Raw genomic sequence first — 25,601 nt, forward strand, 5'->3', positions numbered from 1 at the left:
GCGCAAACCGCAGCTTTCGGGTCGCGCGCCTGAAGCCCGCGCCCTAGGATCGGGAAAAGCCCAAGAGGTGCGTGATGAACGACCACAGCGACATTGCCGAGAGCTACCACTATCAGGTCATCGCCCGCGCGCTGGCCGAGATCGACGCAGCACAAGCGGCGGGCGAGTTGCTGACGCTCGAGGCGATCTCGGCGCGGCTCTCGATGAGCCCCGCGCATTTCCAGCGGCTGTTCTCGGCCTGGGTCGGAGTTTCGCCGAAACGCTACCAGCAATATCTGACGCTCGACTTCGTGCGCGAATTGCTGAGCCAGCGCCTGCCGCTCGACGAGGTGGCCGACCGTGCGGGGCTATCCGGCACGGGCCGGCTGCACGATCTGGTGCTGCGCTGGGAGGCGATGACGCCCGGCGCATTTGCCCGCGGCGGCGACGGCGTCGCAATCCGCTGGGGACGGTTCGACAGCCCCTTCGGTCCGGTGATCGCGATGGGCACCGATCAGGGGCTCTGCGGCATGGGCTTCACCGCCGAGATGGGCGAGCAAGAAGCCTTCGCCGACCTCGCCCGCCGCTGGCCGGACGCCCGCTTCATCGAAGACCCCGAGCCGCTGCGTCCTTGGGTCGAGGCCGCCTTCAGCCGCCACGGCGAGGCGAAGCTGACGCTGATCGGCGCGCCGTTCCAGATCAAGGTCTGGGAGGCGCTGCTCTCGATCCCTTCGGGGCAGGTCACCACCTATTCCGACATCGCCGAGGCGATCGGCAACCCCAAGGCCGTGCGCGCCGTGGGTACCGCCGTGGGCCGCAACCCGATCTCCTTCCTGATTCCCTGCCACCGCGCCCTGCGCAAATCGGGCGGATTGGGCGGCTATCACTGGGGTCTGGGCGTCAAACGCGCAATTCTCGGCTGGGAAGGGGCCCGCGCAGAGGCCGATTGAGCGTCCCTCCGCCGCTTCTACCGCCAGATGATGCGCGGATTTCCGCGCTTCACGAAAAGGGCATGGAACCTGCGCGAATTTTACGCGTATCTTCCGGCAAGCCTCGAGACATGGGGCGACCAGAGAAGGCAGAGACAGAACATGACCACCGTTCTCAAGACCAAAACCATTCTTCTGAGCGCCGCCGCTGCGATGGCGCTTACCGCTTGTGTGCCGGGCGGCTACACCGGGGCGAACAACCCCGACCAAAGCCCGAACGCAAACCGTAATGCCGGCGCGATCACCGGTGCGCTGATCGGCGGCGCCCTCGGCGCGAAAAGCAAAGGCGACGAAAAGCTGACCAAAGCCGCAGCCGGCGCGATCGTCGGCGGCGTGATCGGCGGCGCGATCGGTTCGCAGCTCGACCGCCAGGCGCAAGAACTGCGTCGCGACCTGACCACCAACGGCGTCAGCGTCGTGCGTCAGGGCAACCAGCTGATCGTGACGATGCCGCAAGACGTGCTCTTCGCGACCGACAGCGCGGCCGTGCGCCCCGATCTGCAGCGCGACCTGTACACGCTCGCAGGCAGCCTCAACCGCTATCCGGACACCACCGTCGAAGTCGTCGGCCATACCGACAACACCGGCGATGCGGCCTACAACATGCGCCTGTCGCGTCAGCGCGCGCAGTCTGTGGCCAATGTCCTGATCAATGGCGGCGTCCCGAGCTACCGCGTGATCCCGACGGGCCGCGGCGAGGATCAACCTATCGCGAGCAACCTGACCGCCGAGGGGCGTCAGGCGAACCGCCGGGTCGAATTCATCATTCGTCCGAACAACTAAACCGCTCGTCAGAGTGGGAAAAGGGCCGGGGAAACCCGGCCTTTTTTCATTGCCGGCGACCCGATCTGGTCATACATCTTTACCACATGGAGGGGTGCATGCCATTTCAGAAGATCGAATCCGAGAAGCTCGCGAATGCTGTCGTGCGCCAGATCGAGCAGCTCATCCTGCAGGGCATTCTGCGCCCCGGTGAGCGCCTCCCCTCCGAGCGGGAGCTGTCCGAACGCCTTGGCGTCTCGCGTCCGAGCCTGCGCGAAGCGGTCGCGGAACTGCAGGAGTCGGGCCTTCTGACCACCCGCGCCGGGGCCGGGATCTATGTCGCCGAAGTGCTCGATTCCGCCTTCTCGCCTGCCCTGATCCGGCTGTTTGCGCGCAACGATCAGGCGCTGTTCGATTACATCTCGTTCCGCCGCGACATGGAGGGGCTCGCCGCCGAGCGCGCGGCGCAATGCGGCTCGGACACCGATCTCGCGGTGATCCAGACGCTGTTCTCGCAGATGGAAGCGGCCCATTCCAAGCGCAATCCCACGCAGGAAGCGCAACTCGATGCGCAGTTCCACATGGCGATCATCGAGGCGAGCCACAACGTCATCATGATCCACATGATGCGCGCGATGTTCGACCTGCTCGCCGAGGGCGTGTTCTACAACCGCTCCATGATGTTCCGGAACCGGGGCACGCGCAGCAAGCTGCTCGACCAGCACCGGGCAATCAACGATGCGATCCAGCGTCGCGACGCCTCTGCCGCGCGCAAGGCCATCGCGGCCCATATGGAATTCGTCGAGGTCGAGATGGCGGCGATGCGCCGGGCCGAGCGCAACGAGGCCACCGCGCGCTTACGTCTCGAACATAATCGCTGAGCCCACATCCCCCGGACCCCAAGACAAAGAAAAACCCCGGCCCATCGGACCGGGGTTTTCAATGTCACCCGTTAGGGGAGATCAGTTCAGGCGCTGTTCGACTTCCGAAAGCGAGCTGTCGATCATCGCGGCACGGTCCGACGCGCTCAGCTGCTTGGCGAGCACATCGCCAGCGGCGGCCACGGCAACCGAAACGGCACGGTCCTTGACCTCTTTCAGAGCCTGCGCCTCGGCCGAGGCGATCTGCTCGTCAGCGGCTTTCAGGCGGCGCTCGATCGAGACCTTCAGGTCTTCCTTGGCCTTCTCGGCAGCGGCTTCGGCGTCGCGCTTGGCGGCGGCGACGATCTGGTCGGCCTGCCCCTGCACTTCGCGCGACTTGCGCTCGTAGCTGGCCAGAACCGCCTGCGCCTCGTCACGCAGCTTGCGCGCTTCGTCGAGATCCGAGCGGATATTCGTCGCGCGCTTGTCGAGCATCTTGCCTAGCATGCCCGGCACCTTCGCGTAGAGCACGATGCCCACGAAGATGATGAAGGCGATGGTCACGATGAAGTTCGTGTTCCAAAGCGAGAAGAACGGGCCCGTCGCTGCGAAGGCGGGCTGTGCCGCCACGAACGGAAGGAGAAGCGAGAGTTTCTTCATCGTCTTAACCTTTCAGCCGTTGTTCGACAGCCGCGTTGACAGCCGATGCGTCCGAATTGCCACCCAGAGCCGCGACGATCTCGCCGGCGGTGTCCTTGGCGACCTGATCGACCGCTGCAAGCGCGCCGTCGCGGATTTCCGCGATGCGGGCTTCCGATTCCGCGGAGCGTGCGGCGATCTCGGCATCTGCCTTGGCGATAGCCGCGTCGAGGTCCTTTTGGATCTCGGCCTTGGTTTCGCCTGCGATCTTCTGCGCCTGAGCGCGTGCTTCGGCCAGAGCCTTCTCGTAAGCGGCTTCGGCCTCTTCGGCCTTGCGCTTGAAGTCTTCGGCCGCGGCGATGTCACCCGCGATCGTGCCCTGACGATCGGCGAGAACTGCCTCGATCCGGGGCAGTGCGATGCGCGTCAGCAGCCAGTAGATCGCGACCAGAGCGACCACGAGCCAGAAGATCTGGTTCGGGTAGCTCGAGAAGTCGAGCTGCGGCATACCGGCCTTTTGCGCGGTATGTGCCGCGCCTTGGGCCGCATCAGCGGCTGCGTGCGCTGTATTTTGCGTTTCGCTTGCCATGTCGTCCCTCGACCCTGATCACAAATCCCCTTGCGGGTCACGGGATGGGCTCCGAATGAGCCCACCCGCCCTCAAGGAAAAGCGTGCTGGATCAGACGGCGAACATCAGCAGCAGCGCGACGAGGAACGAGAAGATCCCGAGCGCTTCTGCGAAGGCGATGCCGATGAAGAGGGTCGCGGTCTGGCCAGCGGCCGCCGAGGGGTTGCGCAGTGCGCCCGACAGGAAGTTGCCGGCAACGTTGCCCACACCGATAGCCGAGCCGCCCATGCCCATGCAGGCCAGACCAGCGCCGATGTAAGCACCCATTTGAACGATATTGCCTTCCATTGTCGTAACTCCTTGAGGTTGGAAGTGGCAGAAATTTGGTGAACTGGTTCGATCCATTATCCGGTCAGTGTGCCGGGTGAAGCGCGTCGCGCAGATAGACGCAGGTCAGGATCGTGAAGACATAGGCCTGGATGAAGGCCACGAGAACTTCGAGCCCGTACATCGCGGTGATCGCGAGGATCGACAGCGGGGTGACGGCGATGCCGACGCCCGAGAACAGGATCAGCGGCGCGAAGGCGGCGAACACTTTCATAACCGCGTGGCCCGCCATCATGTTGCCCGCAAGACGAATGGAGTGGCTGACGGGGCGCACGAAGTAGGAGATGATCTCGATGATCGCGAGGATCGGGCGCAGCGCCAGCGGCGCCGAGGCCACCCAGAACAGGCTCAGGAAGCCCGCGCCGTTCTTGGCGAAACCGATCACGGTCACCGCAACGAACACGGCGATCGCCAGCAGACCGGTCACAGCGATATGCGAGGTCGTGGTGAAGCCGCGCGGCAGCAGGCCGAGGAAGTTCGAGAAGACGATGAACAGGAAGACCGTGAAGATATAGGGGAAGAACTTCAGCGCGTCCTTGCCCGCCACGTCCTCGACCATCTTGTGAATGAAGCCGTAGGACAGCTCCGCGATCGACTGGGCGCGCGAGGGCACCACAGCGCGGCCGCGGGTGCCGATGACGAGCATGAAGAAGATCGCCAGAACGGCGATCGCCATCCACAGCGTCGCATTGGTCGGCGTGTACCAGTGAACCGGGCCATCGCCGAAGAGGGGCTTAACGATAAACTGATCCATCGGGTGGAAGGTCAGTTCACTGCGCATTTCCTGTTCAAGAGTTGCCACGGTCGTCTTCCTCTTCATCGGCCATGTCGGCCGCACGCTCTTCGTTCATTTCCTTGGCCGAGCGAAGCATCACCTTCACCCCGGCCGCGAGCCCGAGAAGCGTGAACAGCACCATCATCCAAGGCATCGTGCCCATAAGCACATCCAGCCCGTATCCGATGCCGAAGCCGATCCCCAGCCCCGAAACCATTTCGATCACCATACGCCAGGCCATATTCGCCTGGGACAGATGATGATCGGCACGTTGCGGAGGCGGTTCTTGCGTCTTTCTCACTGCCGCAAGCTTCTTCTCAAGCGCTGCGAGGCGCTCGGGATCGGGCTCGTCGGAGCGGTGATCAGGCATGGTTCGGCCCCCACTCAGGTCTCAGCCGTGATAGCCGTGGCCCCCGCCTGAGTCAATTCCGTATAGGCCTCCGAAAGCACCTCGCAACCCATTGATCCGTAACGATTTTGAAAATAGGCCTCAAATTCGCGCCGCACCAATCTCACGCAAATGCGAGCAATCGCATATTCAACCGATCGGTTGACGTTTGTCGCGGGCCGCCCCATCAAGGAGCGATGCTACCGCCGCCCACCCCGTCTCTCGATGCGATCTTCGCCGCGCTCGCCGATCCGACGCGGCGGACGATCCTGACGATGCTGCTCGAAGACGACATGGCGGTGACCGACGTAGCCGAGCCCTTCGAGATGTCGCTCGCGGCCGTCTCCAAGCACCTCGCGATCCTGACCAATGCCGGGCTGATCTCTCAGGAGAAACGCGGCCGGGTGAAATGGTGCAAGCTGGAGCCGCTCGCGATGTCCGCCGCCACGACATGGATCCAGGGATTCGGTCAGTTCGAGCCGCTGGATTTCGACGCGTTCGAGAAATTCCTCGAAACCGAACTCGCGCAGCTCGAGATCGAGCCGGAGGCGATCGAGCCGGAAGAAACCGGGGCGGTGGGGACTGGGCAAAGCGGCGCGCCGCCCGGCAGCGCGCCGCAACACGATTAAATCGAGCCCGCCTCGACCATGTAGTTATTCGCCGTGCACATCGCCGCATCGTCCGAGGCGAGGAACAGCACCATCCGCGCGACATATTCCGGCTGAATCAGATCGGGCAGGCATTGGTTGCGACGATGATCCTCCAGCGCCTCGGGCGTGGCCCAGAGCGTTTTCTGCCGATCCGTCATGATCCAGCCCGGCACGACCGTGTTGACCCGGATCCGATGCCCGCCCAATTCGCGTGCCATCGTGCGGGTCAACCCGTGCACCGCCGCTTTCGCCGTCGCATAGGCCGGAAAGCCGCTGCCGGCCTCCCACCACGAATTCGATCCCATATTGATGATCGCCCCCGCCCCTTTCGAGATCATGTCCGGCGCAACCGTCTGGATCGCGAAGAACATGTGGCGCAGGTTGGTGTGCTGGCGCTCGTCCCAATACTCGGCATCGATCTCGCGCCAGTCGTGACGGTCGTCGCGCGCGGCATTGTTCACCAGCACATCCGCCGGGCCGATCTTCTCGCGCAAACGGCCCAGCGCCTCCTTCATGGCGGCGATGTCGCGCAGGTCGCACAGCTCGTAATCGACGCCGAACCGTTTCGCGATCGCCGCGCTCCCCTCGGCATCGCGGTCGAGAAACCCGACCTTCGCCCCTTGCGCGGCGAAGCCTTCGACGATCAGCGCCCCGATCCCCGAGGCGCCCCCGGTCACGATCACGGATTTGCCTTTCAGGCTTGGATAGTTCGCGAATTCCGGCATCTGCTCCTCCTCTTTTCGCGGAGAGCATCGCGCCCGACGCCACGACTGTCCAGACGGCGGCGACAGGGCCTGCGTCACAAATCCTTCGCCCCGGCGTCAGCGGGCTGTCACAGCCCGAGGTATTATGACGCCCGAAGCCCCGAGCCGACGACCCGCCGTCCGACGCGGCACCTCGCCCTCAGGGCCTTCGTCACATCAAGTCACTTTTGGGGGTATAAATGCCACGCCTTTCCCGTTCGTTCACGCTGTCCGCAGCGCTCACCGCTGCCCTTCTCTCGACCGCGCTGGTGGCTCCGGCCCATGCGCAATCCGCCTCCGATGCAGGCGTTCTGAAGGTCGCGCTCTGGGGCGACGAGTTCTACAGCAAAGATCCCGAGGAGAAGGCGAACTGGATCGACCAGACCGTCGCCTCGATGAACGATCACGATCTCGACTTCACGATCTTCGCCGGCGACACCAAGAGCGGCAGCAGCGAATGCACCGATCAGGCGATCGGGGCGGACGTGCAGGCGATCTTCAACCGCCTCGACATGCCGACGCTCTACGCCCTCGGCGACAATGAATGGGTCGACTGCCACCGGACCAACAACGGCAGCTACGACCCGGTCGAGCGGCTCTCCTACCTGCGCAAGACCTTCTTCGATGCGGCAAAGTCGCAAGGCTCGAACCCGATCGACGTCGAACGTCAGGGCGCCCCGGGCGAAGCCTATAGCGAGAACAGCCGTTTCGAGCGCAACAACGTGATGTTCGTCGCCCTCAACGTGCCGGGCAGCAACAACAACCTTGTCGCGACCGACAAGCAATGCACCAAGAAGTCCGACCGCACGCAGGCCGATTGCGATGCCGCGACCACGGAATACGAAGCTCGCAACCCGAAGAACGTCGAATGGCTCAAGGAGTCCTTCGCGAAGGCGCGCGAGAATAACGACGCGGGCATCCTGATCGACATTCAGGCTGACATCTTCTTCCCGTTCGAGCTGAGCGACGGCGGCTACGAAGACGATTTCCTGCCGACCCTCGACGACAAGAACGGCTTCACCGATTTCTACAAGACCCTCGTCGAGGAGACGCATAACTTCGACGGTCAGGTACTGCTGGTTCACGGCGACTCGCATTACTTCAAGGTCGACAAGCCGATGCTCCAGCCCGATGGCCGCAGCACCGCGAACTTCACCCGCGTCGAGGTGTTCGGCAGCAGCGACAACAGCTGGGTCGAGATGACGGTCGATCCGAAATCCGATGGCGTGTTCTCGTTCCAGCCCGTGGTGCTGAAGCAGTAAGCCGCGCCTGTCGCGGGAGTTCGTCGGTTCTCCGGCAGCTCACACCAACCTTTGAGACACGGGCGGCGGTTCATCCGTCGCCCGTGTTCCTATTTCAGCCTCAACGACGCGACCCGTTGCACCGCAACGAAAAAGGCCGCCCCCGATGGAGCGGCCCTGATCTTTCGCGATGGCGACAACTTACTTGCGGTTGTCGTCCTCATCCTCGTCGTCATCATCCTCGGGCAGGTTGAAGAAGCTGTCCGCGTCCGAGTAATCGGCATTGTCCGCGGCGTCGTCCTCTTCCTCGTTCTCCTGCTTGAGATCGGAAGAGGAGAAGTTCTCCAGACCGGCGATGCCAGAGGGCAGGCGCGGCTCGTCGGGCATGCCCAGCGACTGCTCGGTCGAGACCAGCTTGCGACGCTCGTCATCGCTCATCACGCCTTCGGCGGCGGCTTTCTTCGCGGCCTTCTGCACTTCGATATCCAGTTCCGACTGGCGGCACAGACCCAGCGCGACCGGATCGATCGGGGTCATGTTCTGGATGTTCCAGTGCGTGCGCTCGCGGATCGACTGGATCGTGGGTTTGGTAGTGCCGACGAGACGCGCGATCTGCGCATCGGCCAGTTCCGGGTGGAATTTCACCAGCCACAGGATCGCGTTCGGACGGTCCTGACGCTTCGACAGCGGCGTGTAACGCGGGCCGCGACGCTTGTCCTCGCCGACGGCAGCTTTGTTGAACTTCAGCTTGAGCTTGTGCATCGGGTCTTTCTCGGCCTTGTCGATCTCTTCCTGATCGAGCTGGCTCGAGGCGACCGGATCGAAGCCCTTCACGCCGGTTGCGACGTCACCATCGGCGATGCCCTGCACTTCCAGTTCGTGCAGGCCACAGAAATCCGCGATCTGCTTGAAGCTGAGCGTCGTATTGTCCACCAGCCACACGGCGGTGGCCTTTGCCATCAGGGGCTTGTTCGTCATTGCAGCCATCCTTTACATATCTCTCCCGGGCCGAGAAATCGGCTGCGGCGCGGGAATTCCCTGCCGCGGTCCATTTCTGGAAGGGGAATTGCCGCCTCATATAGTCAATCGCGCGTCAGGAGAAAAGAGAAAATGACTCGTTTGAGCCTTCTGGCCGCAGCCCTGCTTGCGCTTTCGACCGCCGCCCTGCCCGCCCATGCCGAAGGCGAGCGCGCGGGCGATTTTGACTATTACGTCCTCTCGCTGAGCTGGTCGCCCACTTGGTGCGCCCTGACCGGCGATGCGCGCAACTCTCCGCAATGCGATCCGAAGCACGATCATTCTTTCGTGCTGCACGGGCTTTGGCCGCAATACGAGCGCGGCTGGCCGAGCTTTTGCCGCACGCCGCATCGCGATCCCTCGCGCCAGCAGACCGCCGCGATGGAGGATCTGACCGGCGCGCCGGGGCTGGCCTGGTACGAGTGGAAAAAACACGGGCGCTGCTCGGGCCTGTCGGCCACGGACTATTTCGCGCTGGAACGCGAAGCCTATGCGAGCATCGAAATCCCGGAGGTGCTGGCCAACCTCGACCGCGACGTGAAACTGCCCGCGAAGGTGGTGGAGCAGGCGTTTCTGGAGGCCAATCCCGGCCTCGATGCCGACGAGATCACCATCACCTGCAAGTCGGGGCGCATTCAGGAGGCCCGCATCTGCCTGACCAAGGATCTCGAGCCGCGCAAATGCGGCTCCGATACGATCCGCGATTGCAGCCTGTCCGACGCACTTATGGAAAAGGTTCGCTGAGGGATCAGTCCTCGAGCGGCGGCTGGCGATCTTCCAGCGTCGGCAGCTTGTGGCTCGCCGCGACGTCGTGACTATGGTCTTCCTCGGCCTTGCCCGCCGCGCAAATCCACGCCTTGGCCTGATCCAATTCACTCAAGCGGAACAGCTTGACTGTGCCGGGGATCATCGGCGCGAAGGCCTGCACGCCCCAGCGGATCCAGTCGACATCGCTGACCAGCGCCACCGCGGCGAAATCGCCCAGATGCGACAGGCCCAGCTTGGTGTCGTCCCATGCCGCTTTCGCGGTGTAGCCGTCGAATGCGTCGCCGATGATATAGAGCAGCTTCACCTTGCCCTCTGCGGCGATCTTGGCCTCCACCGCCGGGATCAGATGCTGCTCGTAAGCCTCCGCGCCGATCGTGCCCTTGGCCTCGAATGCCAGCACATCTGCCGGATACCCGTCCAGAAATTCAAAGCGCCCTTCGCTCATGACCGCCTCCCCTCGTTGGTTCGCGCGCGCCGCAATGATACACCCGGCGCACGCGTGACGAAAGTTCAGCCGCCCGCAACTTCCAACACGATCTTGCCAATATGCTGGCTCGTCTCCATCCGCTCATGGGCTTTTGCGGCCTCGGCCAGCGGGAAAGTGTTGTCATGGATCACGCGCAGCTTGCCCGAATTGATCATCGGCCAGACATTGGCGCGCAACTGCCGCGCAATCTCCGCCTTGGCCGCATCCGATTGCGGGCGCAGCGTGGCCCCGGTGATCGTGAGACGCTTCACCATGACCTGCGCGAAGTTGATCTCGGCCTTGGGCCCGCCGAGGAAGGCGATGAAGACGAGGCGCGCATCATTGGCCATCGCCTTGATATTGCGCGCGATATAGTCGCCGCCCACCATGTCGAGCACGAGGTTCGCCCCGCCCTCAGCTTTCAGTACATCGACGAAATCGCCCGTCTTGTAGTTGATCGCCGTCGCGCCAAGCTCTTCGCAGACCGCACATTTCTCGGGGCTGCCAGCAGTGGTGAAGACCCGCGCGCCCAGCGCCGTCGCGATCTGGATCGCGGTCGTGCCGATTCCGGAAGAACCGCCATGCACCAAGAACCGCTCGCCCGCCTGCAAGCCGCCGCGCATCACCATGGTCGACCAGACGGTGAAGCAGGTCTCGGGCAGACAGGCCGCCGATTTCAGATCGAGCCCAGCCGGCACGGGCAGCGCATGTTCGGCCGGACAGGTCACATACTCGGCGTAACCGCCACCGGGCAGCAGCGCGCAGACCGCGTCGCCCACGTCCCAATCGGTGACGCCCGGTCCGATCGCCGCGACCCGGCCCGAGCATTCCAGCCCCGGCAGGTCCGACGCGCCCGGCGGCGGGTTGTAGGCGCCCGCGCGTTGCAGCGCATCGGGGCGATTCACCCCGGCATAGGCCACCTCGATTAGGATCTCCCCATGACCCGCAACCGGCACGGCACGGGTGACTTCCTTCAGAACCTCCGGCGCGCCATGTTCGGAAATCTCGACGCAGCGCATCTCGGTCGGCATCTCGACAGGTTTCATCAATGCGCCTCCCGGCCCGGCATGTCGTCAGTGCCTTTCGGCGCACGGATGCCGCCGAGAAGCTTCGGCAGGAAAGGCAGCTTCATCGCAGCGCCCTTTACCTTCTCAAACTGCATCACATCCTCGATCCGGCGATCGAGGAAGGCCCAGGTGTCGCCCTTGCCCTCGCTCTCATCGCCCATCCAGTAGAGCACGGTCGAGCTGTAGACACCGGAAAGAGTCATCCGCTTCGTGTACCAGTTGTAATCCTCGCTGACGTCGCCCAGCGCGCGCCAGATCTTGTCCGAGGTTTCCCAGATCAGCTTCGAGCCGGTCGTGGCATTCTGCGGCAGCGCGAAGATCGCGGCGCCACGGCGCACCAGCTCCGGATCGGCCTCTTCCAGACGGAAGCGCACGGCGGTCGCGATCCGGTCGCGGAACTTCATCCCCGACAGATCGGCCTCTTCCAGACGCTTGAGCATCGCGGCATCGCCCTCACGGTGATAGGACACCGCCAGATCGACGGCCCCGCGCGGACACACGACCCGCGCCAGCCCCGGATCAAGCCCCAGATCGGAGACCGCGAGCTTGAAGGCAGGCTCGGACCAGCCGTCGAAAGGCACATGCGGCTTGATCGCCGCCAACAGCTCGGATCGCGTGCGGTCCATATCGAGATGGTCGTTTTTCATCGCGTTTCCTCTCTCAGCTTTGGCGGTAGACAAACCGCCTTTTGGTCACTATATGGAGCGCTCCTGCAAGCAACTGCAACTCTAACTTAGGAAGGTGGTGACACCACATGCAGGTCAGCGTTCGCGACAACAACGTCGAACAGGCGCTCCGTGCTCTGAAGAAAAAGCTTCAGCGCGAGGGTGTGTTCCGCGAAATGAAGCTCAAGCAGCATTTCGAGAAACCCTCGGTCAAAAAAGCGCGCGAGAAAGCCGAAGCCGTCCGCCGTGCCCGTAAACTGGCACGTAAGAAGGCTCAGCGCGAAGGCGCGCTCTAAGCGCACCGCTCCGCGTCTGAAAAGGCGCCTGAAAATGCTGGCGGGCTTGCCCGCACCGATGACCCCCGAGGCTTGGCCGCGGGGGTTTTTGGTTTCTGGAAGACACTGCCACAAGAAAGCGCAACCGACGCCGCTTTGATCTTGCCTAAAGCGCCGCGCCCCCTACCCTAGCGCCAGCACTTCGTTCTGGCGGGAACCGCTTTCACATGTCCGATATCCGGCCAGTCCTGCATCTCTTCGGCCTGATCCTCACAGTCCTCGGGACAACCATGCTGGTCCCGGCGGCAATGGACTTCAGCGATCTCAATCCGAACTGGCAGGAATTCTTCGAGGCGGCGGTCGAGACCGCGCTGATCGGGATGGTTCTCTCGCTCGCGACCCGAACCAAAAGCGCGAACGGGCTCAACACGCGGCAAGCTTATCTGCTCACGGCGGCGATCTGGCTCGGCTTGCCGATCTTCGCGGCCCTGCCGTTCATCGAGGGCGCGCCGCACGCGACATGGACCAACGCCTATTTCGAGGCCGCCTCGGGCATCACCACCACCGGCTACACCGTCTTCGAACATCTCGACACGCTGCCGCGCGGCGTAGTGCTGTGGCGCGGGATGCTGAACTGGTTCGGCGGGCTCGGGATCGCCTTCGTCGCGATGATCTTCCTGCCGGTGCTGCGGATCGGCGGCATGCGCTATTTCCAGGCCGAAGGATTCGACACGCTGGGCAAGGTCATGCCCCGCGCCCATAACATCGCGCGCTCGCTGCTCTGGGTCTATGTCTCGCTGACGCTGGCCTGCGCGATCAGCTATGCCGCCGCGGGCATGAGCTCGTTCGACGCGATCTGCTACGCGATGGCGACGATCGCGACGGGCGGCTTCGGCACGCATGACAGCTCCTTCGCGAGCTTTTCGCCGGGTGCGCAATATGCCGGTGTCATCTTCATGCTGGGCTCGGCCCTGCCCTTCATCCGCTATGTCCAGCTTGGCCGGGGCGACCTGCGCCCGTTCTGGGACGACCCGCAAATCCACGCCTTCCTGCGCTGGTTCGCGCTCGCGCTCGCGGCCCTCCTGATCTGGCTCTACACCCACGCGCCCGACGGGATCGAACCCACCTTCCGCTCCGCCGCCTTCAACCTGTCCTCGATCATGACCGGCACCGGCTTCGGCACCGCCAATGTCGCAAATTGGGGGAGCTTCGCGATGGTGCTGGCCTATTGGGTCGGGCTGATCGGCGGCTGCACCGGGTCCAGCTCGGGCGCGCTCTCGGTCTTTCGCTGGCAGGCGCTCGGCGCGGTGATCCGCGCCGCCGTGCGCCGTCTTCAGATGCCGCACCGCGTCCTGCAACCGCGCCTCGGCGACAAGCTGCTGGAGGAGGACGTGCTCTCCTCCCTGATCCTCTACTTCACCGGTTACATGCTGACGCTCGGCCTGATCTCGGTCGGGATCTCGATGACCGGTGCGGATTTCGTCTCTGCGCTTTTCGCGACATGGGGGGCGCTTGGCAATATCGGCTACGGGGTCGGCCCGCTGACCGATCGCACCGGCACGATGATCGATTTCAGCGACGCCGCGACCTGGCTGCTGACGCTCGCAATGCTGCTGGGCCGGATCGGGATGCTCGCGATCCTCGTCGTGTTCCTGCCGCGATTCTGGCGGGCCTGAGCCTCAGACCGGCATCGCCGTGGTCGAGACCACGCATTTGAGCGAGAAACTCGACTGGATTTGCGCCACGCCCGGGATATTGGCGAGCTTCGCCCGGTGCAGCCGCGCGAAATCCTCGGCATCGGCGGCCACCACCTTCAGCAGGTAATCCGCAGCCCCTGCCATCAGGTGACATTCGAGCACTTCCGGCACCTGCTTCACGCCCTTCTCGAACGCGTCCAGAACCTCGTCCGCCTGGCTCGACAGCTTGATCTCGACATAGACCGTCGTGGTCCGCCCCAGCTTGCGCGGGTTCAGCAGAGCAACGTAATCGCGGATGTAGCCCTCATCCTCCAGCCGCTGCACCCGGCGATGGCAGGCCGAGGCCGACAGGTTCACCCGCTCGCTCAGCTCGGCATTGGAGATTCGCCCCTGCCGCTGCAAAACCTCCAGCAGCCGACGATCTGTCGCGTCCAACTTGTCGCTCATGCAATATCCTGCCGATCTTTGCGCATTTCATCGAAGATACGAGCGACCCACCCCATCCACAACCGGCAAATTGGCAAAGCACTTGCTTGTGACGGAGCGCATACTGGGGGCAGGACGTTTCCATTTTTTGGAGGAGGACACGCGATGAAGATCGGAACGGTGCGCGAGATCAAGGCGCAGGAATTCCGCGTCGGGCTGACCCCGGCTGCGGCACAAGAGGCGGTGGCCCATGGCCACGAGGTGCTGGTCGAGACCGGCGCAGGTCAGGGCGCGGGCTTCAACGACAGCGATTACGAGGCGGCCGGCGCGAAAATCCTCGGCGATGCGGCGGATGTGTTCGCCCAGGCTGAGATGATCGTGAAGGTGAAAGAGCCGCAGGCCTCGGAGCGCGCGATGCTGCGCGAGGGCCAGCTTCTCTTCACCTATCTGCATCTGGCCGCCGACCCGGCGCAGACCCATGATCTGATGAAATCGGGCGCGACCTGCATCGCCTACGAGACGGTCACCGCGAAAGACGGCACCCTGCCGCTGCTCGCGCCGATGTCCGAAGTGGCCGGTCGCCTCGCGCCGCAGATGGGCGCCTGGACCCTGCAGAAAGCCAATGGCGGGCGCGGTGTGCTGATGGGCGGCGTGCCGGGCGTGTCGCCCGCGAAGGTCGTCGTGATCGGCGGCGGCGTCGTGGGCACCAACGCCGCGCGCGTAGCTGCCGGGATGGGCGCGGATGTGACCGTGCTCGACAAGTCGCTGCCGCGTCTGCGCTATCTCGACGACACGTTCGGCGGCACCTTCCGTACCGCCTATGCCTCGAAAGCCGAGACTGAGGCGCTGGTCGCAGCCTCCGATCTGGTGATCGGCGCGGTGCTGATCCCCGGGGCCGCCGCCCCGAAGCTGGTCACCCGCGAGATGCTGAAGACGATGAAGCCCGGCGCGGCGATCGTCGATGTCGCGATCGATCAGGGCGGCTGCGTCGAGACCTCGCATCCCACGACCCATGACGACCCGATCTACGAGGTCGAGGGCGTGATGCATTACTGCGTGGCCAACATGCCCGGCGCGGTCGCGCGCACCGCGACCCTCGCCCTGTCGAACGCGACGCAGCCCTTCCTGCTGGCGCTGGCCGACAAGGGATGGGAGCGCGCCTGCGCCGAGGATCCGCATCTGGCCGCGGGCCTCAACGTCCATGCGGGCAAGGTGACTTACAAGGCCGTGGCCGAAGCGCTCGACCTGCCGCTCGATGCGCCGGATGCGGTGAAGCACGCAGCCGAATAAGGGCCGCCCTGCCCCACGAACGAAACGGCCCGGAGCTTTGCCCCGGGCCGTTCTCATATCTGCCGGCGACGTCTGCCTGAGACGCCCCGCGCCGTCACTTCCGAAGCGCGTCGCGGATCTCGAGCAGCACGTCGAGCTGGCTCGGCCCGGTTTCCACCGCGGGCGCGACATCGTCGGGCTTCTCCGCTGCGGCCTTCACGCGGTTGACCATCTTCACCAGCATGAAGACGACGAAGGCGATGATGAGGAAGTTGATCACTGCCATCACGAAGGCGCCATAGGCGAAGATCGACGCCCCCGATTTGCGCGCCTCGTCAAGGCTTGCCCCTGCAGGAACTTCGCCGGAGAGCACGGCATAATTATTGGTGAAGTCGACCCCGCCCGTGAACAGACCGATGATCGGGTTGATGATGTCGCCGACCAGCGACGTGACGATCGCGGTGAAGGCCGCGCCGATGATGATGCCAACCGCCATGTCCATGACATTGCCCTTGGCGATGAAATCCTTGAATTCCTGAATCATTTCAGACCCTCTTTCCGATGCGCCTTTTGCGCCACAACAGGCTAGCACGATCTTGCGGTCTGCATAGTCTCCAACGCAGGGCATAGCTGGCCGTATCAAGACGGCATCGCGGCTCAGCAAAGTCTCCGGCGCGCGTCTTCGACAAGGCGGCGGGCGACCTGCGCCGCCGTGGTTCCCGCATCACCGCCGCGGCGAGGCGAGAGAGGCGATGCGACCGGCAGGGCCGCGAAGCCGTCGCTGAGACGTGCGCGGGCCTCCTGCCGGGCGATATCGGCGATGGCTTCCGCATCGAAACGCAGCGCCTGCTGGATCTGATCCGCCGCGTCTTCGCACGGCCCTGCCCCGGCGCGGCTACACGCCCAAGCACATCCGAAATGGTCGGGCATCTGGGAAATGTTGCGCAGGCGGCGCTGCGCTGCGCGGATGCGCTCGCAGGCCGCGTCGCGCTGATCGGCGCGCAGGGAAAGCTCGAGCGGCAATGTCTCTGCCAGAGTCGCGCGCTCTTCCTGCAGCCCTTCGGCCGCTGCGCGCAGGGCCGCTGCCGTGTCCGGCTCGGCCGTCTCCGCATCCTCAAAGCAACCCGAAATCATCTCGTCCAAGACCGCGACCCGGTGACGTGCGATCAGGTCGGCCGCCTCGGCGAAGGCGAGATCGGAGACCGCCTGCCGCAACTCTTCCAACGCGCGGTCGACGGCGCAATCGCCCGGCCCGTGCAGCGCAGTCAACGCACGCTGTTCAAGCGCGATCGACGTAGCTCCGTATTCCTGTCCAACCATGGCGGCATCCCTTTCTGGTAACCGCATCAGGCTGGCACAACGGAATGAACGAAAGGTGAACTTTTATTCTCCTTTCGCCGCCACATCTAAATTTCAGAGATTTCTCAGTCGTTTGACCGAAGCGCTTTCGTGAGAGCCGGGAACATTTCGGCATTCGACGCGATCACCGAGCCCGATTCGAGAACGCCGCGCCCTTCGCGCACAGCTTCCACGAAACCGCCCGCTTCCTTCACGAGGAGCATGCCCGCAGCCACGTCCCACGCGTTCAGCCCGCGCTCCCAATAGCCCTCGTAGCGACCCGCCGCGACATAGGCCAGATCGAGCGAGGCCGCGCCCCAGCGACGCACGCCCGCGCATTGCGGCATCAGCTTGGCAAGGTCCTTCAGCGTCGCCGGAAGCGTCGATTTGCCGCCGAAGGGCACGCCGGTCGCGAAGACCGATTCGATCATCTTGTGACGGCCCGAAACCCGCAGACGGGTGTCGTTCATGAAAGCGCCGAGGCCCTTCTCGGCGAAATACATCTCGTCTTTCGCCGCGTCGAAGACCACGGCTGCGATGATTTCGCCCTTGTGCTCCAGCGCGATCGAGATCGCCCAATGCGGCAGGCCGTGCAGGAAGTTCGTGGTGCCGTCGAGCGGGTCGACGATCCAGCGGCGGGTCGGGTCGTCGCCCGCCTCTTCGCCGGTTTCTTCGCCGATCCAGCCATAGGAGGGGCGCGCGCCGCGCAGCTCGTCCTTGATGATCTTCTCGGATTCGCGGTCGGCCTTCGAGACGAAATCGCCCGGGCCCTTCGAGGAGACCTGAAGGTTCTCGACCTCGCGGAAATCCTTGACCAGCGAGCGGCCTGCCTTGCGGGCGGCCTTGATCATCAGGTTGAGGTTTGCGCTGCCTTGCATCTCTGGGCTCCTTCGCGTTTCAAGCGGTCGCCTTACAGGGGTTGCGTGGAAAATCCAAGACCTTTGGCGCGTCAGGCAAACTGAGGAGGGGCTCTGCCCCGCTCGCTGCCAGCCCTTTGCTTGCGCTCCGGGCGTTCGGCGGGGCGTCCTTCCACTGGAAGGCCGCCATTTTCCGCCTCACCCCTCGGGATATTTCGGTCGAGAAGAAGGCTCAGGCGCGCTGCAGCTTCACCGGCTCGGTGCGCGCAAGCCGCAGGAAATGCGCCATGAAGGGCTGCGTCGCGTCCTCGGACCGCGTCGCGGCATAGAGCCGCTTGGTCAGCCCGTGTTCGGTCACCGGCTTGGTGATGTAATCGGGCTGGTATTTCACCTCGCGCAGCACCCAGTCGGGCAGCACCGCGACACCGCGATTCGAGGCGACCAGCATCAGGATCACCGCGGTCAGCTCCACCTGTCGCACGGCTTTCGGCTCGACCCGGGCGGGGGTGAGCAACTGCGTGAAGATGTCCGAGCGGCCGCGGTCGATCGGATAGGTGATCAGCGTCTGATCCGCGAAATCCTGCGCCTCGATATAGGGTTTTGCAGCCAACGGCGAATTCGCGGCGGCGATGAAGGTCGGCGCGTAGTCGAAGAGCGGGTTGAAGGTGACGCCGTCGATCTTCTCGGGGTCCGACGAGATCACCAGATCGACCTCTTCGCGGCTCAGCGCGGGCAAGGCGTTGAAGGCCAGACCGGGCCGAATATCCACATCGATATCGGGCCAGGCATGGCGGAAGCGTTCCAGCACCGGGAACAGCCAGTCGAAACAGGCATGGCACTCAATCGCGATATGCAGGCGCCCCGCGCGACCTGACCGCAGCGCGTCGAACTCGGCCTCTGTCGCGGCGATCTCGGGCAGGATGCGTTCGGCCAGCCGCAGCAGCTTCTGCCCCGCCGCCGACAGCTTCAGCGGTTTCGAGCGGCGCACGAATAGCTCCACCCCGGTCTGATCTTCCAGCCCTTTGATTTGGTGCGACAGCGCCGATTGTGTTATGTGCAGCACGTCCGCTGCCTTCGCGAGCCCCCCGGCATCGTGAATCGCCTTGATTGTGCGCAGGTGACGGAACTCGAGATGCATCTTGTTGTTACACTCATAACGATTTTGAAGATTATGAGTTTGTCTCACAAAGCCCGATCTGGCACAAGAGAGCGAACGAAAGGACAGATTCCCATGACGACGCCCAAGGTCAGCTTCGAATTTTTCCCGCCGAAGACGCTCGATGCGTCGTTCCGGCTGTGGGAAACCGCGCAGGTTCTGGCACCGCTGAAACCCGAGTTCACCTCCGTGACCTACGGGGCGGGTGGCACGACGCGCAAGCTGACCCATGAGGCGGTCGGCACGATCCACAAGAATTACGGCCTCAACGTCGCCGCCCACCTGACCTGCGTGGAAGCGACCAAGGCCGAGACGATGGAGATCGTGGACGCCTATGCCGAGGTCGGCGTGACCGAGATCGTGGCGCTGCGGGGCGATCCGCCGCAGGGCGCCAAGCATTTCACGCCGCATCCCGAGGGCTTCGCCTCTTCGGTCGAGCTGATCGAAGCGCTGGCCGAGGATGGCCGCTTCACGATCCGCGCGGGCGCCTATCCCGAGCCGCATCCCGACGCTGCCGACGCGATGGCCGACGTGCGCTGGCTCAAGCGCAAGGTCGAGGCGGGCGCGACCTCGGCGATCACCCAGTTCTTCTTCGAGCCCGAGACCTTCTTCCGCTTCCGCGACGCCTGCGAGAAGGAAGGGATCGACGCGAAGATCATCCCCGGCATCCTGCCGATCCAGTCGTGGAAAGGTGCCAAGAAATTCGCGCAAAGCTGCGGCACCTCCATCCCCGCATGGGTCGAGGAAGCCTTCGAGGCCGCGATCCGCGACGGGCGCGAGCATCTTCTGGCGACCGCGCTGTGCACAGAACTGTGCGACAAGCTGATCGAGGGCGGCGTGGAAGACCTGCATTTCTACACGCTCAACCGCCCCGGCCTGACCCGCGACGTGTGCCACGCGCTGGGTGTGACGCCCGATACGGTGCTGGAGAAAGTGGCCTGAAAGGGCGCTCAAATGGATTGAACGGAGGGGCCTGGTAGGGCCCCTTTTTCTTTTACGGTGGCGGGGCACTGCCCGCCCTACCCCACAAGGCACTCAGGAAATCCCAACCCTCGTGATACTCTTTACCCTACGGAAGCTAGCTCAAATCTGCCGACGAGATCGCGCCGATGGCTGACTTCCGTTCCAGGGAGGAAAAACAATGGGACGTTTCGTCATCACAGGGAGTTTCTCGCCGCAGGCCCTGAAGGGCTTCATGGACAGCCCGACCGACCGATGGGGAACCATCGACGCTTTGATCAAAGTGGCTGGCGGGAAAATGGAAACCTACTACATCACCACTGGCCCGAGTGATTTCCTGATCATCGCAACGGTCGACGACGTAAAGAAGGTGCTGCCGGCCATCATGGTCGCTGCGGGTTCGGGTGCGGTATCGAAGGTACAGACGCAGGAGGCCTTCACGACCGCCGACTTCAAGGAGATGCAGGAGGCCGCAGCCGGCATCCGTTCGAACTTCGTGCCTCCGGGCAGCTGAAACCACTTCGGCCGCGAGCCGACACCTACCTCCCCTTTCCTTTCCGCGTGGCGACGATAGCTTAGGGCCGACCCGGAAAAGGAACCAAAGATGCCCGACCAGTATTTTGCCGAAGGACCCGACGATTTCCTCCCGCTCGAGGAGGTCCTATCGATGTCGGGGCTAGACTACGTGCGCAAGATGGTCACGGGCGACGTCCCCTCCCCCACCGTGCAGAAGCTGATGGCCTACCGGATCACCGAGGCCGAGGAAGGCCGCGTCACCTGTCGCGGCACGCCGGGCCATCCGCAGACCAACGGCTATGGCGGTATTCATGGCGGCTGGTATGCGATGATGCTCGATACGGTCATGACCTGCTCGGTGATCACCGGGTTGAAGAAGGGTCAGACGCAGACGACGCTCGAATTCAAGGTAAACCTGATCCGCGCGATCAAGCCCGGCTCCGAGGTGATCGGCGTGGGCCAGCTTGATCATATCGGGCGGTCAACTGGCGTCGCGCGGGGTGAGATCCGGGGCGCCGAGGATGGACGCCTCTACGCGACCGGCACCGCCACCTGTTTCGTCATGACGCCCGAGGTCTGAGGCCGGCGCGGAGCCGCGCGCGAGGCGGCGGATTTCGGGGCGCAGGATGCGCGGTCGGAAAATCGCGCGCGAGCCTTCGGGCAAGACGACGCTCTCATGCAGCCCTTCGGAAGGGTCGCGGCCCACGACACGCGGCGCACGCAGCCAGAACAGCCTGCCCCAGCCGGTCCATGTGCCGACGGATGGCGCATTGGGATCGCGCGGGAACTCCGCCTGCCAGCCGGGCTGCAGGCTCAGGCCCAGCGACTCGGCGCGCTCCAGCATCCAGACCAGCGGGATATTGGCGAGCGGTCGGGCATCGCCAAAATGGCCCAGCATCCCGCCGATATCGCCATGAGCCCCGCGAAACCAGCGCTGCTCGATCCGGGTTGCGGGCGGATCTGCCTCCACGTCGTCGCTTTCCCAGACCAACGGCTCCAGCACCGAGCGCCGCTCGTCGAGCGCGAGCGCCTGAAACCCGTGGCGCACATGATCGCTCAGGTGGTGGTCGTGAAAGCGCACGCGCTCTTCGCTGACGATCCAGAAGAACGGCACCCGGATGCCCAGCGCCTGCACCGTGTCGAACGCGCCGACCATCTCGATCTCGACATTCTCGTGGCATAGGCTGTTGCGGAAGCTTTGCAGGATGTCCGCGGGCGTCTCTTCCTCGTAATGGCGCCAGGCGAGGCGGGTGTTCCGCTCGATCGCATGTTCGGGACGCAAGAGGCCGATCCGCCCGATCATCCCGGCCAGCGAGCGCGCCGCGAAGGCGCCCCGAGAATAGCCGATCAGGAAAATCCGGTCGCCCGGACGGTAGCGCATCGCGAGCCAACCATAGGCGCGCGAGATCTGCTGGTTCACGCCCCAGCCGAACCACACGTCCGACATGTCGTGCCAGTCCCGCCAGCGCAGCCCGCGCCCGTAATAGACCGACACTTTCGGCGCGGCCCGGCGCAAGAAGCGATAGATCAGCCCGATCGAGGTGAGACGGTCGGGCCGCAGCGAGCCAAGCGTCCCGTCGAGCAGCACGACATGATCCACCGGCCCACGGCCTGCACCAGCTGCCGCGCGCGCCTCGGCCCGTTCCGGGCTGCGGCGACGCAGGGCAGAGATCACACGCTCGAAGAGACCGCGCATATCAGCGCTCCTCAGATAAGTTGGGCTTATACTATCCAATGTAGGATAAGTTTCTCTTATCTTCAGGGGCAATCGCGGCAGTTTGTTGACCCGATCGTGCCCGCCGCGCTTTTTCGGACCGCGCGCACGGGGTTTTCCTTGCCGCCTGCGCGGGCTAAACAGCCCTCAAGCCGAGCCAAGGATGCCTGACATGACGATGGACAAGACTTTCGATGCCGCGAGCGCCGAGCCGCGGATCTACGCGAAATGGGAAGAGGCCGGAGCCTTCAAGGCCGGGGCCAACGCATCGCGCGACGAGACCTTCTGCGTGATGATCCCGCCGCCCAACGTGACGGGCGCGCTGCATGTGGGCCACGCCTTCAACAACACCGTGCAGGATATCCTCGTGCGCTGGCACCGGATGCGCGGTTTCGACACGCTCTGGCAGCCGGGTCAGGACCATGCGGGCATCGCGACCCAGCTGATGGTCGAGAAGGAACTGGCCAAGACCCAGCAGCCCAAGCGGGTGGAACTGGGCCGCGAGAAATTCCTCGAGAAGGTCTGGGAGTGGAAGGGCGAATACGGCTCGACCATCATCAACCAGCTCAAGCGTCTGGGGTCATCCTGCGACTGGTCGCGCAACGCCTTTACGATGTCGGGTGCGCCCGGTGCGCCGGAAGGCAATGAGGGCAACTTCCATGACGCGGTGATCAAGGTCTTCGTCGACATGTACGAGAAGGGCCTGATCTATCGCGGCAAGCGACTGGTGAACTGGGACCCCCATTTCGAGACCGCGATCTCCGATCTGGAAGTGGAGAATATCGAAGTCGCCGGTCACATGTGGCACTTCAAATACCCGCTCGCAGGCGGTGAGACCTATACTTACGTCGAGAAGGACGAGGACGGGAATGTCCTCTTCACCGAAGAGCGCGACTACATCTCGATCGCGACCACCCGCCCCGAGACGATGCTCGGCGACGGTGCGGTTGCGGTTCATCCCTCGGATGAGCGTTACGCGCCGATCGTCGGCAAGCTCTGCGAAATCCCGGTGGGCCCGAAAGAGCATCGCCGCCTGATCCCGATCATCACCGATCAATATCCGGACCCGGACTTCGGCTCGGGCGCGGTGAAGATCACCGGCGCGCATGACTTCAACGACTACATGGTCGCCAAGCGCGGCGGCATTCCGATGTATCGCTTGATGGACACCAAGGGCGCGATGCGCGCCGACGGGCTGTCCTATGAGGAATGCGCGGCACGTGCGATGGACATCTCGAAAGGCGCCGAGTTCACCGAGGCCGAGATCGACGCGCTCAACCTCGTGCCCGAGGAACTGCGCGGGCTCGACCGGTTCGAGGCGCGTGAAGCCGTGATCCGTCAGATCAACGACGAGGGCCTCGCGGTGACGACGACCAAGACCGTCACCGACGAAGACGGCAACGAGACAGAGACCACCGTTCCCTACGTCGAAGACAAGCCGATCATGCAGCCCTTCGGCGACCGCTCGAAAGTGGTGATCGAGCCGATGCTGACCGATCAGTGGTTCGTCGATGCCGAGAAGATCGTCGGCAAGGCGCTGGACGCCGTGCGCAACGGCGACACCGTGATCATGCCGGAAGCTGGCGAGAAGACCTATTTCCACTGGCTGGAAAACATCGAGCCGTGGTGCATCTCGCGCCAGCTCTGGTGGGGCCACCAGATTCCGGTCTGGTACGGTCTGGACATGGAAGCGCCCGATTTCCGCGATGACGAAGGCGACGGCACGATCGACCTCGTGGAAATGGGCCGCCTGCTCGTCGAGACCAAGATGGTCCATCGCGACGACCGCTATCACTGCGCGTCCGATTTCGAGAGCGTCATCGGCTGGTTCAAGGCGCAGAACGCCGAGCTGCCGACACCGCTCAACGCCGCGCGCATCGTCGAGGTCGAAGACCGCCACAAGGCGATCGAAGTGCTCGCCGCGAGCCTCGCGCAATACGAGATGACCGAGGACCCGACGCAGCTCGTCTATCCGGTCTGGCGCGACGCCGACGTGCTCGACACATGGTTCTCGTCGGGCCTCTGGCCGATCGGCACGCTCGGCTGGCCCGAGGATACCGAGGAGATGCGCAAGTACTTCCCGACCGATGTCCTCGTGACCGGCTTCGACATCCTGTTCTTCTGGGTGGCGCGGATGATGATGATGCAGCTGGCCGTCATGGATCAGGTGCCCTTCCACACCGTCTACCTGCACCAGCTCGTCCGTGACGAGAAGGGCAAGAAGATGTCGAAGACGACGGGCAACGTGATCGACCCGCTCGAGATCATCGACGCTTACGGCGCGGATGCGCTGCGCTTCACCAATACCGCGATGGCGGCGATGGGCGGCGTGCTGAAGCTGTCCGAGGAGCGCATCAAGGGCTACCGGAACTTCGGCACGAAGATCTGGAACGCGACCCGCTTCGCCGAGATGAACGGCGTGTTCGAAGGCCCGGTGATTTCGGAAACTCCGAAGCCCACGCATACCGTGAACCGCTGGATCATGGCGGAAACGACCAAAACCCTTCGGCTCGTTGATGAAAGCTTTGAGGCGTATCGCTTTAATGATGCTGCGCTTGGGCTCTACAGCTTCGTTTGGGGTAAAGTCTGCGATTGGTATGTCGAGTTCGCCAAGCCTCTCTTTGATGGTGAGTATGCAGATGAGACGAAGGCAACGATGCGTTGGGTGCTGGATCAATGCTTCATCATGTTGCACCCGATCATGCCTTTCATCACCGAGGAGCTCTGGGATCTGACCGCGCCGGAAGGTGACCGAAAGAAGATGCTCGTTCACGCAGATTGGCCCACCTACAATCCTGACCTCCATGACGTGCTCGCAGAAGGCGAGATGAACTGGGTGATCGACCTGATCGAGGCGATCCGCTCCTCGCGCACCCAGATGGGCGTGCCGGTGGGGCTGAAACTGCCGATGGTTCTGGCCGAGGCCGATGACGCCGCGCGCGCAGCCCTCGCCAATAACGAGGCGCTGATCTTCAAACTGGCGCGCATCGAGAGCATCACCGAGGCGCCGATCCCGAAAGGCGCGATCTCGATCCCGGCGCAGGGCGCGCTGTTCGGGCTGCCGCTCGAAGGCGTGATCGACATCGCCAAGGAGAAGGCGCGTCTGGAGAAGGCTCTGGGCAAGATGGAGAAGGAAATCGGCGGCATGAAGGGCCGTCTGAACAATCCGAAATTCATCGCCAATGCCGATCCCGACGTGGTCGTGGAAACCCGCGAAAACCTCGCCCGCGCCGAGGAAGAGGCCGAGAAGGTGCGTCAGGCCGTGGCGCGTCTGGCCGAGATGGGCTAAGCGAGGCCTTTAGCGAAACTGGCTCGGGGCGACTAGCCCCGGGCCGCGCCCATTCGTCGGGCTTACGCCGCGCCACTGGCGCGACGGTCCCTCCTCATTCCCCCCGGGAGGGCGCATTGGCGATGTCACAGCGCGCACG

General features: G+C 63.9%; 28 protein-coding genes and 1 pseudogene. 13 read left to right on the forward strand and 16 right to left on the reverse strand.

Annotation, left to right across the window (positions count from 1 at the left end; all coding sequences use genetic code 11):
- Window positions 1-74 precede the first annotated feature (74 nt).
- The 3 genes from BMI86_RS15890 (at window position 75) to BMI86_RS15900 (ending at window position 2,611) form a co-directional block, all read left to right on the forward strand.
- The gene (locus BMI86_RS15890; RefSeq protein ID WP_078542262.1) at window positions 75-929 is read left to right on the forward strand and encodes a methylated-DNA--[protein]-cysteine S-methyltransferase; all 855 of its coding nucleotides are present in this window, start codon (window positions 75-77) and stop codon (window positions 927-929) included.
- 141 nt (window positions 930-1,070) lie between these two features.
- Window positions 1,071-1,751, forward strand: a complete 681-nt coding sequence (locus BMI86_RS15895) for an OmpA family protein (protein WP_078522465.1) — start codon at window positions 1,071-1,073, stop codon at window positions 1,749-1,751.
- A gap of 98 nt (window positions 1,752-1,849) precedes the next feature.
- Window positions 1,850-2,611 (forward strand): FCD domain-containing protein, encoded by a 762-nt coding sequence (locus BMI86_RS15900; RefSeq protein ID WP_078542263.1) that lies wholly within the window; start codon window positions 1,850-1,852, stop codon window positions 2,609-2,611.
- Window positions 2,612-2,692: 81 nt separating this feature from the next.
- On the opposite strand, the gene BMI86_RS15905 is transcribed toward BMI86_RS15900, so the two are convergent.
- The 5 genes from BMI86_RS15905 to BMI86_RS15925 form a co-directional block, all read right to left on the reverse strand.
- On the reverse strand, window positions 2,693-3,250 hold the full coding sequence (locus BMI86_RS15905) for a F0F1 ATP synthase subunit B (protein ID WP_078522463.1): 558 nt from the start codon (window positions 3,248-3,250) through the stop codon (window positions 2,693-2,695).
- A gap of 4 nt (window positions 3,251-3,254) precedes the next feature.
- Window positions 3,255-3,818, reverse strand: coding sequence for a F0F1 ATP synthase subunit B' (locus BMI86_RS15910; protein WP_078522462.1), 564 nt, complete (start codon window positions 3,816-3,818; stop codon window positions 3,255-3,257).
- A gap of 91 nt (window positions 3,819-3,909) precedes the next feature.
- Window positions 3,910-4,146 (reverse strand): F0F1 ATP synthase subunit C, encoded by a 237-nt coding sequence (locus BMI86_RS15915; protein ID WP_038144344.1) that lies wholly within the window; start codon window positions 4,144-4,146, stop codon window positions 3,910-3,912.
- Window positions 4,147-4,210: 64 nt separating this feature from the next.
- The gene (locus tag BMI86_RS15920; RefSeq protein ID WP_143594844.1) at window positions 4,211-4,966 is read right to left on the reverse strand and encodes a F0F1 ATP synthase subunit A; all 756 of its coding nucleotides are present in this window, start codon (window positions 4,964-4,966) and stop codon (window positions 4,211-4,213) included.
- A gap of 7 nt (window positions 4,967-4,973) precedes the next feature.
- The gene (locus BMI86_RS15925; RefSeq protein ID WP_078522460.1) at window positions 4,974-5,330 is read right to left on the reverse strand and encodes an AtpZ/AtpI family protein; all 357 of its coding nucleotides are present in this window, start codon (window positions 5,328-5,330) and stop codon (window positions 4,974-4,976) included.
- 215 nt (window positions 5,331-5,545) lie between these two features.
- On the opposite strand from BMI86_RS15925, the pseudogene BMI86_RS15930 reads away from it, so the two are divergent.
- A pseudogene (locus BMI86_RS15930) lies at window positions 5,546-5,872 on the forward strand (metalloregulator ArsR/SmtB family transcription factor); the annotation flags it as partial.
- Window positions 5,873-5,973: 101 nt separating this feature from the next.
- Here the strand turns inward: BMI86_RS15930 and BMI86_RS15935 are convergent.
- On the reverse strand, window positions 5,974-6,723 hold the full coding sequence (locus tag BMI86_RS15935) for an SDR family oxidoreductase (RefSeq protein WP_078542266.1): 750 nt from the start codon (window positions 6,721-6,723) through the stop codon (window positions 5,974-5,976).
- A gap of 218 nt (window positions 6,724-6,941) precedes the next feature.
- On the opposite strand from BMI86_RS15935, the gene BMI86_RS15940 reads away from it, so the two are divergent.
- Window positions 6,942-8,003 carry a hypothetical protein gene (locus tag BMI86_RS15940; protein ID WP_078542267.1) on the forward strand — a complete coding sequence of 354 codons (1,062 nt, stop codon included), beginning with the start codon at window positions 6,942-6,944 and terminating at the stop codon, window positions 8,001-8,003.
- A 180-nt stretch (window positions 8,004-8,183) separates the two neighbouring features.
- Here BMI86_RS15940 and BMI86_RS15945 read toward each other — a convergent pair whose 3' ends face one another.
- Window positions 8,184-8,960, reverse strand: a complete 777-nt coding sequence (locus tag BMI86_RS15945) for a cell cycle transcriptional regulator TrcR (protein ID WP_078542268.1) — start codon at window positions 8,958-8,960, stop codon at window positions 8,184-8,186.
- 132 nt (window positions 8,961-9,092) lie between these two features.
- On the opposite strand from BMI86_RS15945, the gene BMI86_RS15950 reads away from it, so the two are divergent.
- Window positions 9,093-9,743 carry a ribonuclease T2 gene (locus tag BMI86_RS15950; protein WP_078542269.1) on the forward strand — a complete coding sequence of 217 codons (651 nt, stop codon included), beginning with the start codon at window positions 9,093-9,095 and terminating at the stop codon, window positions 9,741-9,743.
- Window positions 9,744-9,747: 4 nt separating this feature from the next.
- Here the strand turns inward: BMI86_RS15950 and BMI86_RS15955 are convergent, their stop codons facing one another.
- The 3 genes from BMI86_RS15955 to BMI86_RS15965 all read right to left on the reverse strand — a co-directional run bounded on the left by BMI86_RS15955 (window position 9,748) and on the right by BMI86_RS15965 (window position 11,947).
- Window positions 9,748-10,212 (reverse strand): STAS/SEC14 domain-containing protein, encoded by a 465-nt coding sequence (locus tag BMI86_RS15955; protein WP_078542270.1) that lies wholly within the window; start codon window positions 10,210-10,212, stop codon window positions 9,748-9,750.
- Between the two features lie 65 nt (window positions 10,213-10,277).
- Window positions 10,278-11,264: an NAD(P)H-quinone oxidoreductase gene (locus tag BMI86_RS15960; RefSeq protein WP_078542393.1), complete on the reverse strand. Its 987-nt coding sequence runs from the start codon at window positions 11,262-11,264 to the stop codon at window positions 10,278-10,280.
- A 14-nt stretch (window positions 11,265-11,278) separates the two neighbouring features.
- On the reverse strand, window positions 11,279-11,947 hold the full coding sequence (locus tag BMI86_RS15965; RefSeq protein WP_078542271.1) for a COQ9 family protein: 669 nt from the start codon (window positions 11,945-11,947) through the stop codon (window positions 11,279-11,281).
- A 107-nt stretch (window positions 11,948-12,054) separates the two neighbouring features.
- Between BMI86_RS15965 and rpsU the strand changes: the two genes are divergently transcribed.
- A complete protein-coding gene (gene rpsU, locus BMI86_RS15970) occupies window positions 12,055-12,261 on the forward strand; it encodes a 30S ribosomal protein S21 (RefSeq protein WP_011748553.1) in 207 nt (68 codons plus the stop codon).
- Between the two features lie 206 nt (window positions 12,262-12,467).
- Window positions 12,468-13,916, forward strand: a complete 1,449-nt coding sequence (locus BMI86_RS15975; RefSeq protein WP_078542272.1) for a TrkH family potassium uptake protein — start codon at window positions 12,468-12,470, stop codon at window positions 13,914-13,916.
- Between the two features lie 3 nt (window positions 13,917-13,919).
- Here the strand turns inward: BMI86_RS15975 and BMI86_RS15980 are convergent, their stop codons facing one another.
- Window positions 13,920-14,384 carry an Lrp/AsnC family transcriptional regulator gene (locus BMI86_RS15980; RefSeq protein ID WP_078542273.1) on the reverse strand — a complete coding sequence of 155 codons (465 nt, stop codon included), beginning with the start codon at window positions 14,382-14,384 and terminating at the stop codon, window positions 13,920-13,922.
- A 144-nt stretch (window positions 14,385-14,528) separates the two neighbouring features.
- Here BMI86_RS15980 and ald point away from each other — a divergent pair, with 144 nt between their 5' ends.
- Window positions 14,529-15,653 carry an alanine dehydrogenase gene (gene ald / locus BMI86_RS15985; RefSeq protein ID WP_078542274.1) on the forward strand — a complete coding sequence of 375 codons (1,125 nt, stop codon included), beginning with the start codon at window positions 14,529-14,531 and terminating at the stop codon, window positions 15,651-15,653.
- Window positions 15,654-15,747: 94 nt separating this feature from the next.
- On the opposite strand, the gene mscL is transcribed toward ald, so the two are convergent.
- The 4 genes from mscL to BMI86_RS16005 all read right to left on the reverse strand — a co-directional run bounded on the left by mscL (window position 15,748) and on the right by BMI86_RS16005 (window position 18,965).
- A complete protein-coding gene (gene mscL, locus BMI86_RS15990) occupies window positions 15,748-16,176 on the reverse strand; it encodes a large conductance mechanosensitive channel protein MscL (RefSeq protein WP_078542275.1) in 429 nt (142 codons plus the stop codon).
- A gap of 113 nt (window positions 16,177-16,289) precedes the next feature.
- Window positions 16,290-16,952, reverse strand: a complete 663-nt coding sequence (locus BMI86_RS15995) for a hypothetical protein (RefSeq protein WP_078542276.1) — start codon at window positions 16,950-16,952, stop codon at window positions 16,290-16,292.
- 104 nt (window positions 16,953-17,056) lie between these two features.
- The gene (locus tag BMI86_RS16000; RefSeq protein ID WP_078522447.1) at window positions 17,057-17,848 is read right to left on the reverse strand and encodes an inositol monophosphatase family protein; all 792 of its coding nucleotides are present in this window, start codon (window positions 17,846-17,848) and stop codon (window positions 17,057-17,059) included.
- 211 nt (window positions 17,849-18,059) lie between these two features.
- On the reverse strand, window positions 18,060-18,965 hold the full coding sequence (locus BMI86_RS16005) for a LysR family transcriptional regulator (protein ID WP_075773886.1): 906 nt from the start codon (window positions 18,963-18,965) through the stop codon (window positions 18,060-18,062).
- 93 nt (window positions 18,966-19,058) lie between these two features.
- On the opposite strand from BMI86_RS16005, the gene metF reads away from it, so the two are divergent.
- From metF to BMI86_RS16020, 3 genes are all read left to right on the forward strand, one after another.
- Window positions 19,059-19,925, forward strand: a complete 867-nt coding sequence (gene metF, locus BMI86_RS16010; RefSeq protein ID WP_078542277.1) for a methylenetetrahydrofolate reductase [NAD(P)H] — start codon at window positions 19,059-19,061, stop codon at window positions 19,923-19,925.
- A gap of 199 nt (window positions 19,926-20,124) precedes the next feature.
- On the forward strand, window positions 20,125-20,457 hold the full coding sequence (locus BMI86_RS16015) for a GYD domain-containing protein (protein WP_078542278.1): 333 nt from the start codon (window positions 20,125-20,127) through the stop codon (window positions 20,455-20,457).
- A gap of 90 nt (window positions 20,458-20,547) precedes the next feature.
- Window positions 20,548-21,039, forward strand: a complete 492-nt coding sequence (locus BMI86_RS16020; RefSeq protein WP_078542279.1) for a PaaI family thioesterase — start codon at window positions 20,548-20,550, stop codon at window positions 21,037-21,039.
- On the opposite strand, the gene BMI86_RS16025 is transcribed toward BMI86_RS16020, so the two are convergent.
- Complete coding sequence (locus BMI86_RS16025) at window positions 20,941-22,155, reverse strand: DUF2235 domain-containing protein (RefSeq protein WP_078542280.1); 1,215 nt, start codon at window positions 22,153-22,155, stop codon at window positions 20,941-20,943. The genes BMI86_RS16020 and BMI86_RS16025 overlap by 99 nt on opposite strands.
- A gap of 190 nt (window positions 22,156-22,345) precedes the next feature.
- On the opposite strand from BMI86_RS16025, the gene BMI86_RS16030 reads away from it, so the two are divergent.
- Window positions 22,346-25,462, forward strand: a complete 3,117-nt coding sequence (locus tag BMI86_RS16030) for a valine--tRNA ligase (RefSeq protein WP_078542281.1) — start codon at window positions 22,346-22,348, stop codon at window positions 25,460-25,462.
- Window positions 25,463-25,601 lie beyond the last annotated feature (139 nt).

The sequence above is a fragment of the Thioclava sp. DLFJ5-1 genome, assembly GCF_002020115.1.
GTDB classification, from domain to species: Bacteria; Pseudomonadota; Alphaproteobacteria; order Rhodobacterales; family Rhodobacteraceae; genus Thioclava; species Thioclava sediminum.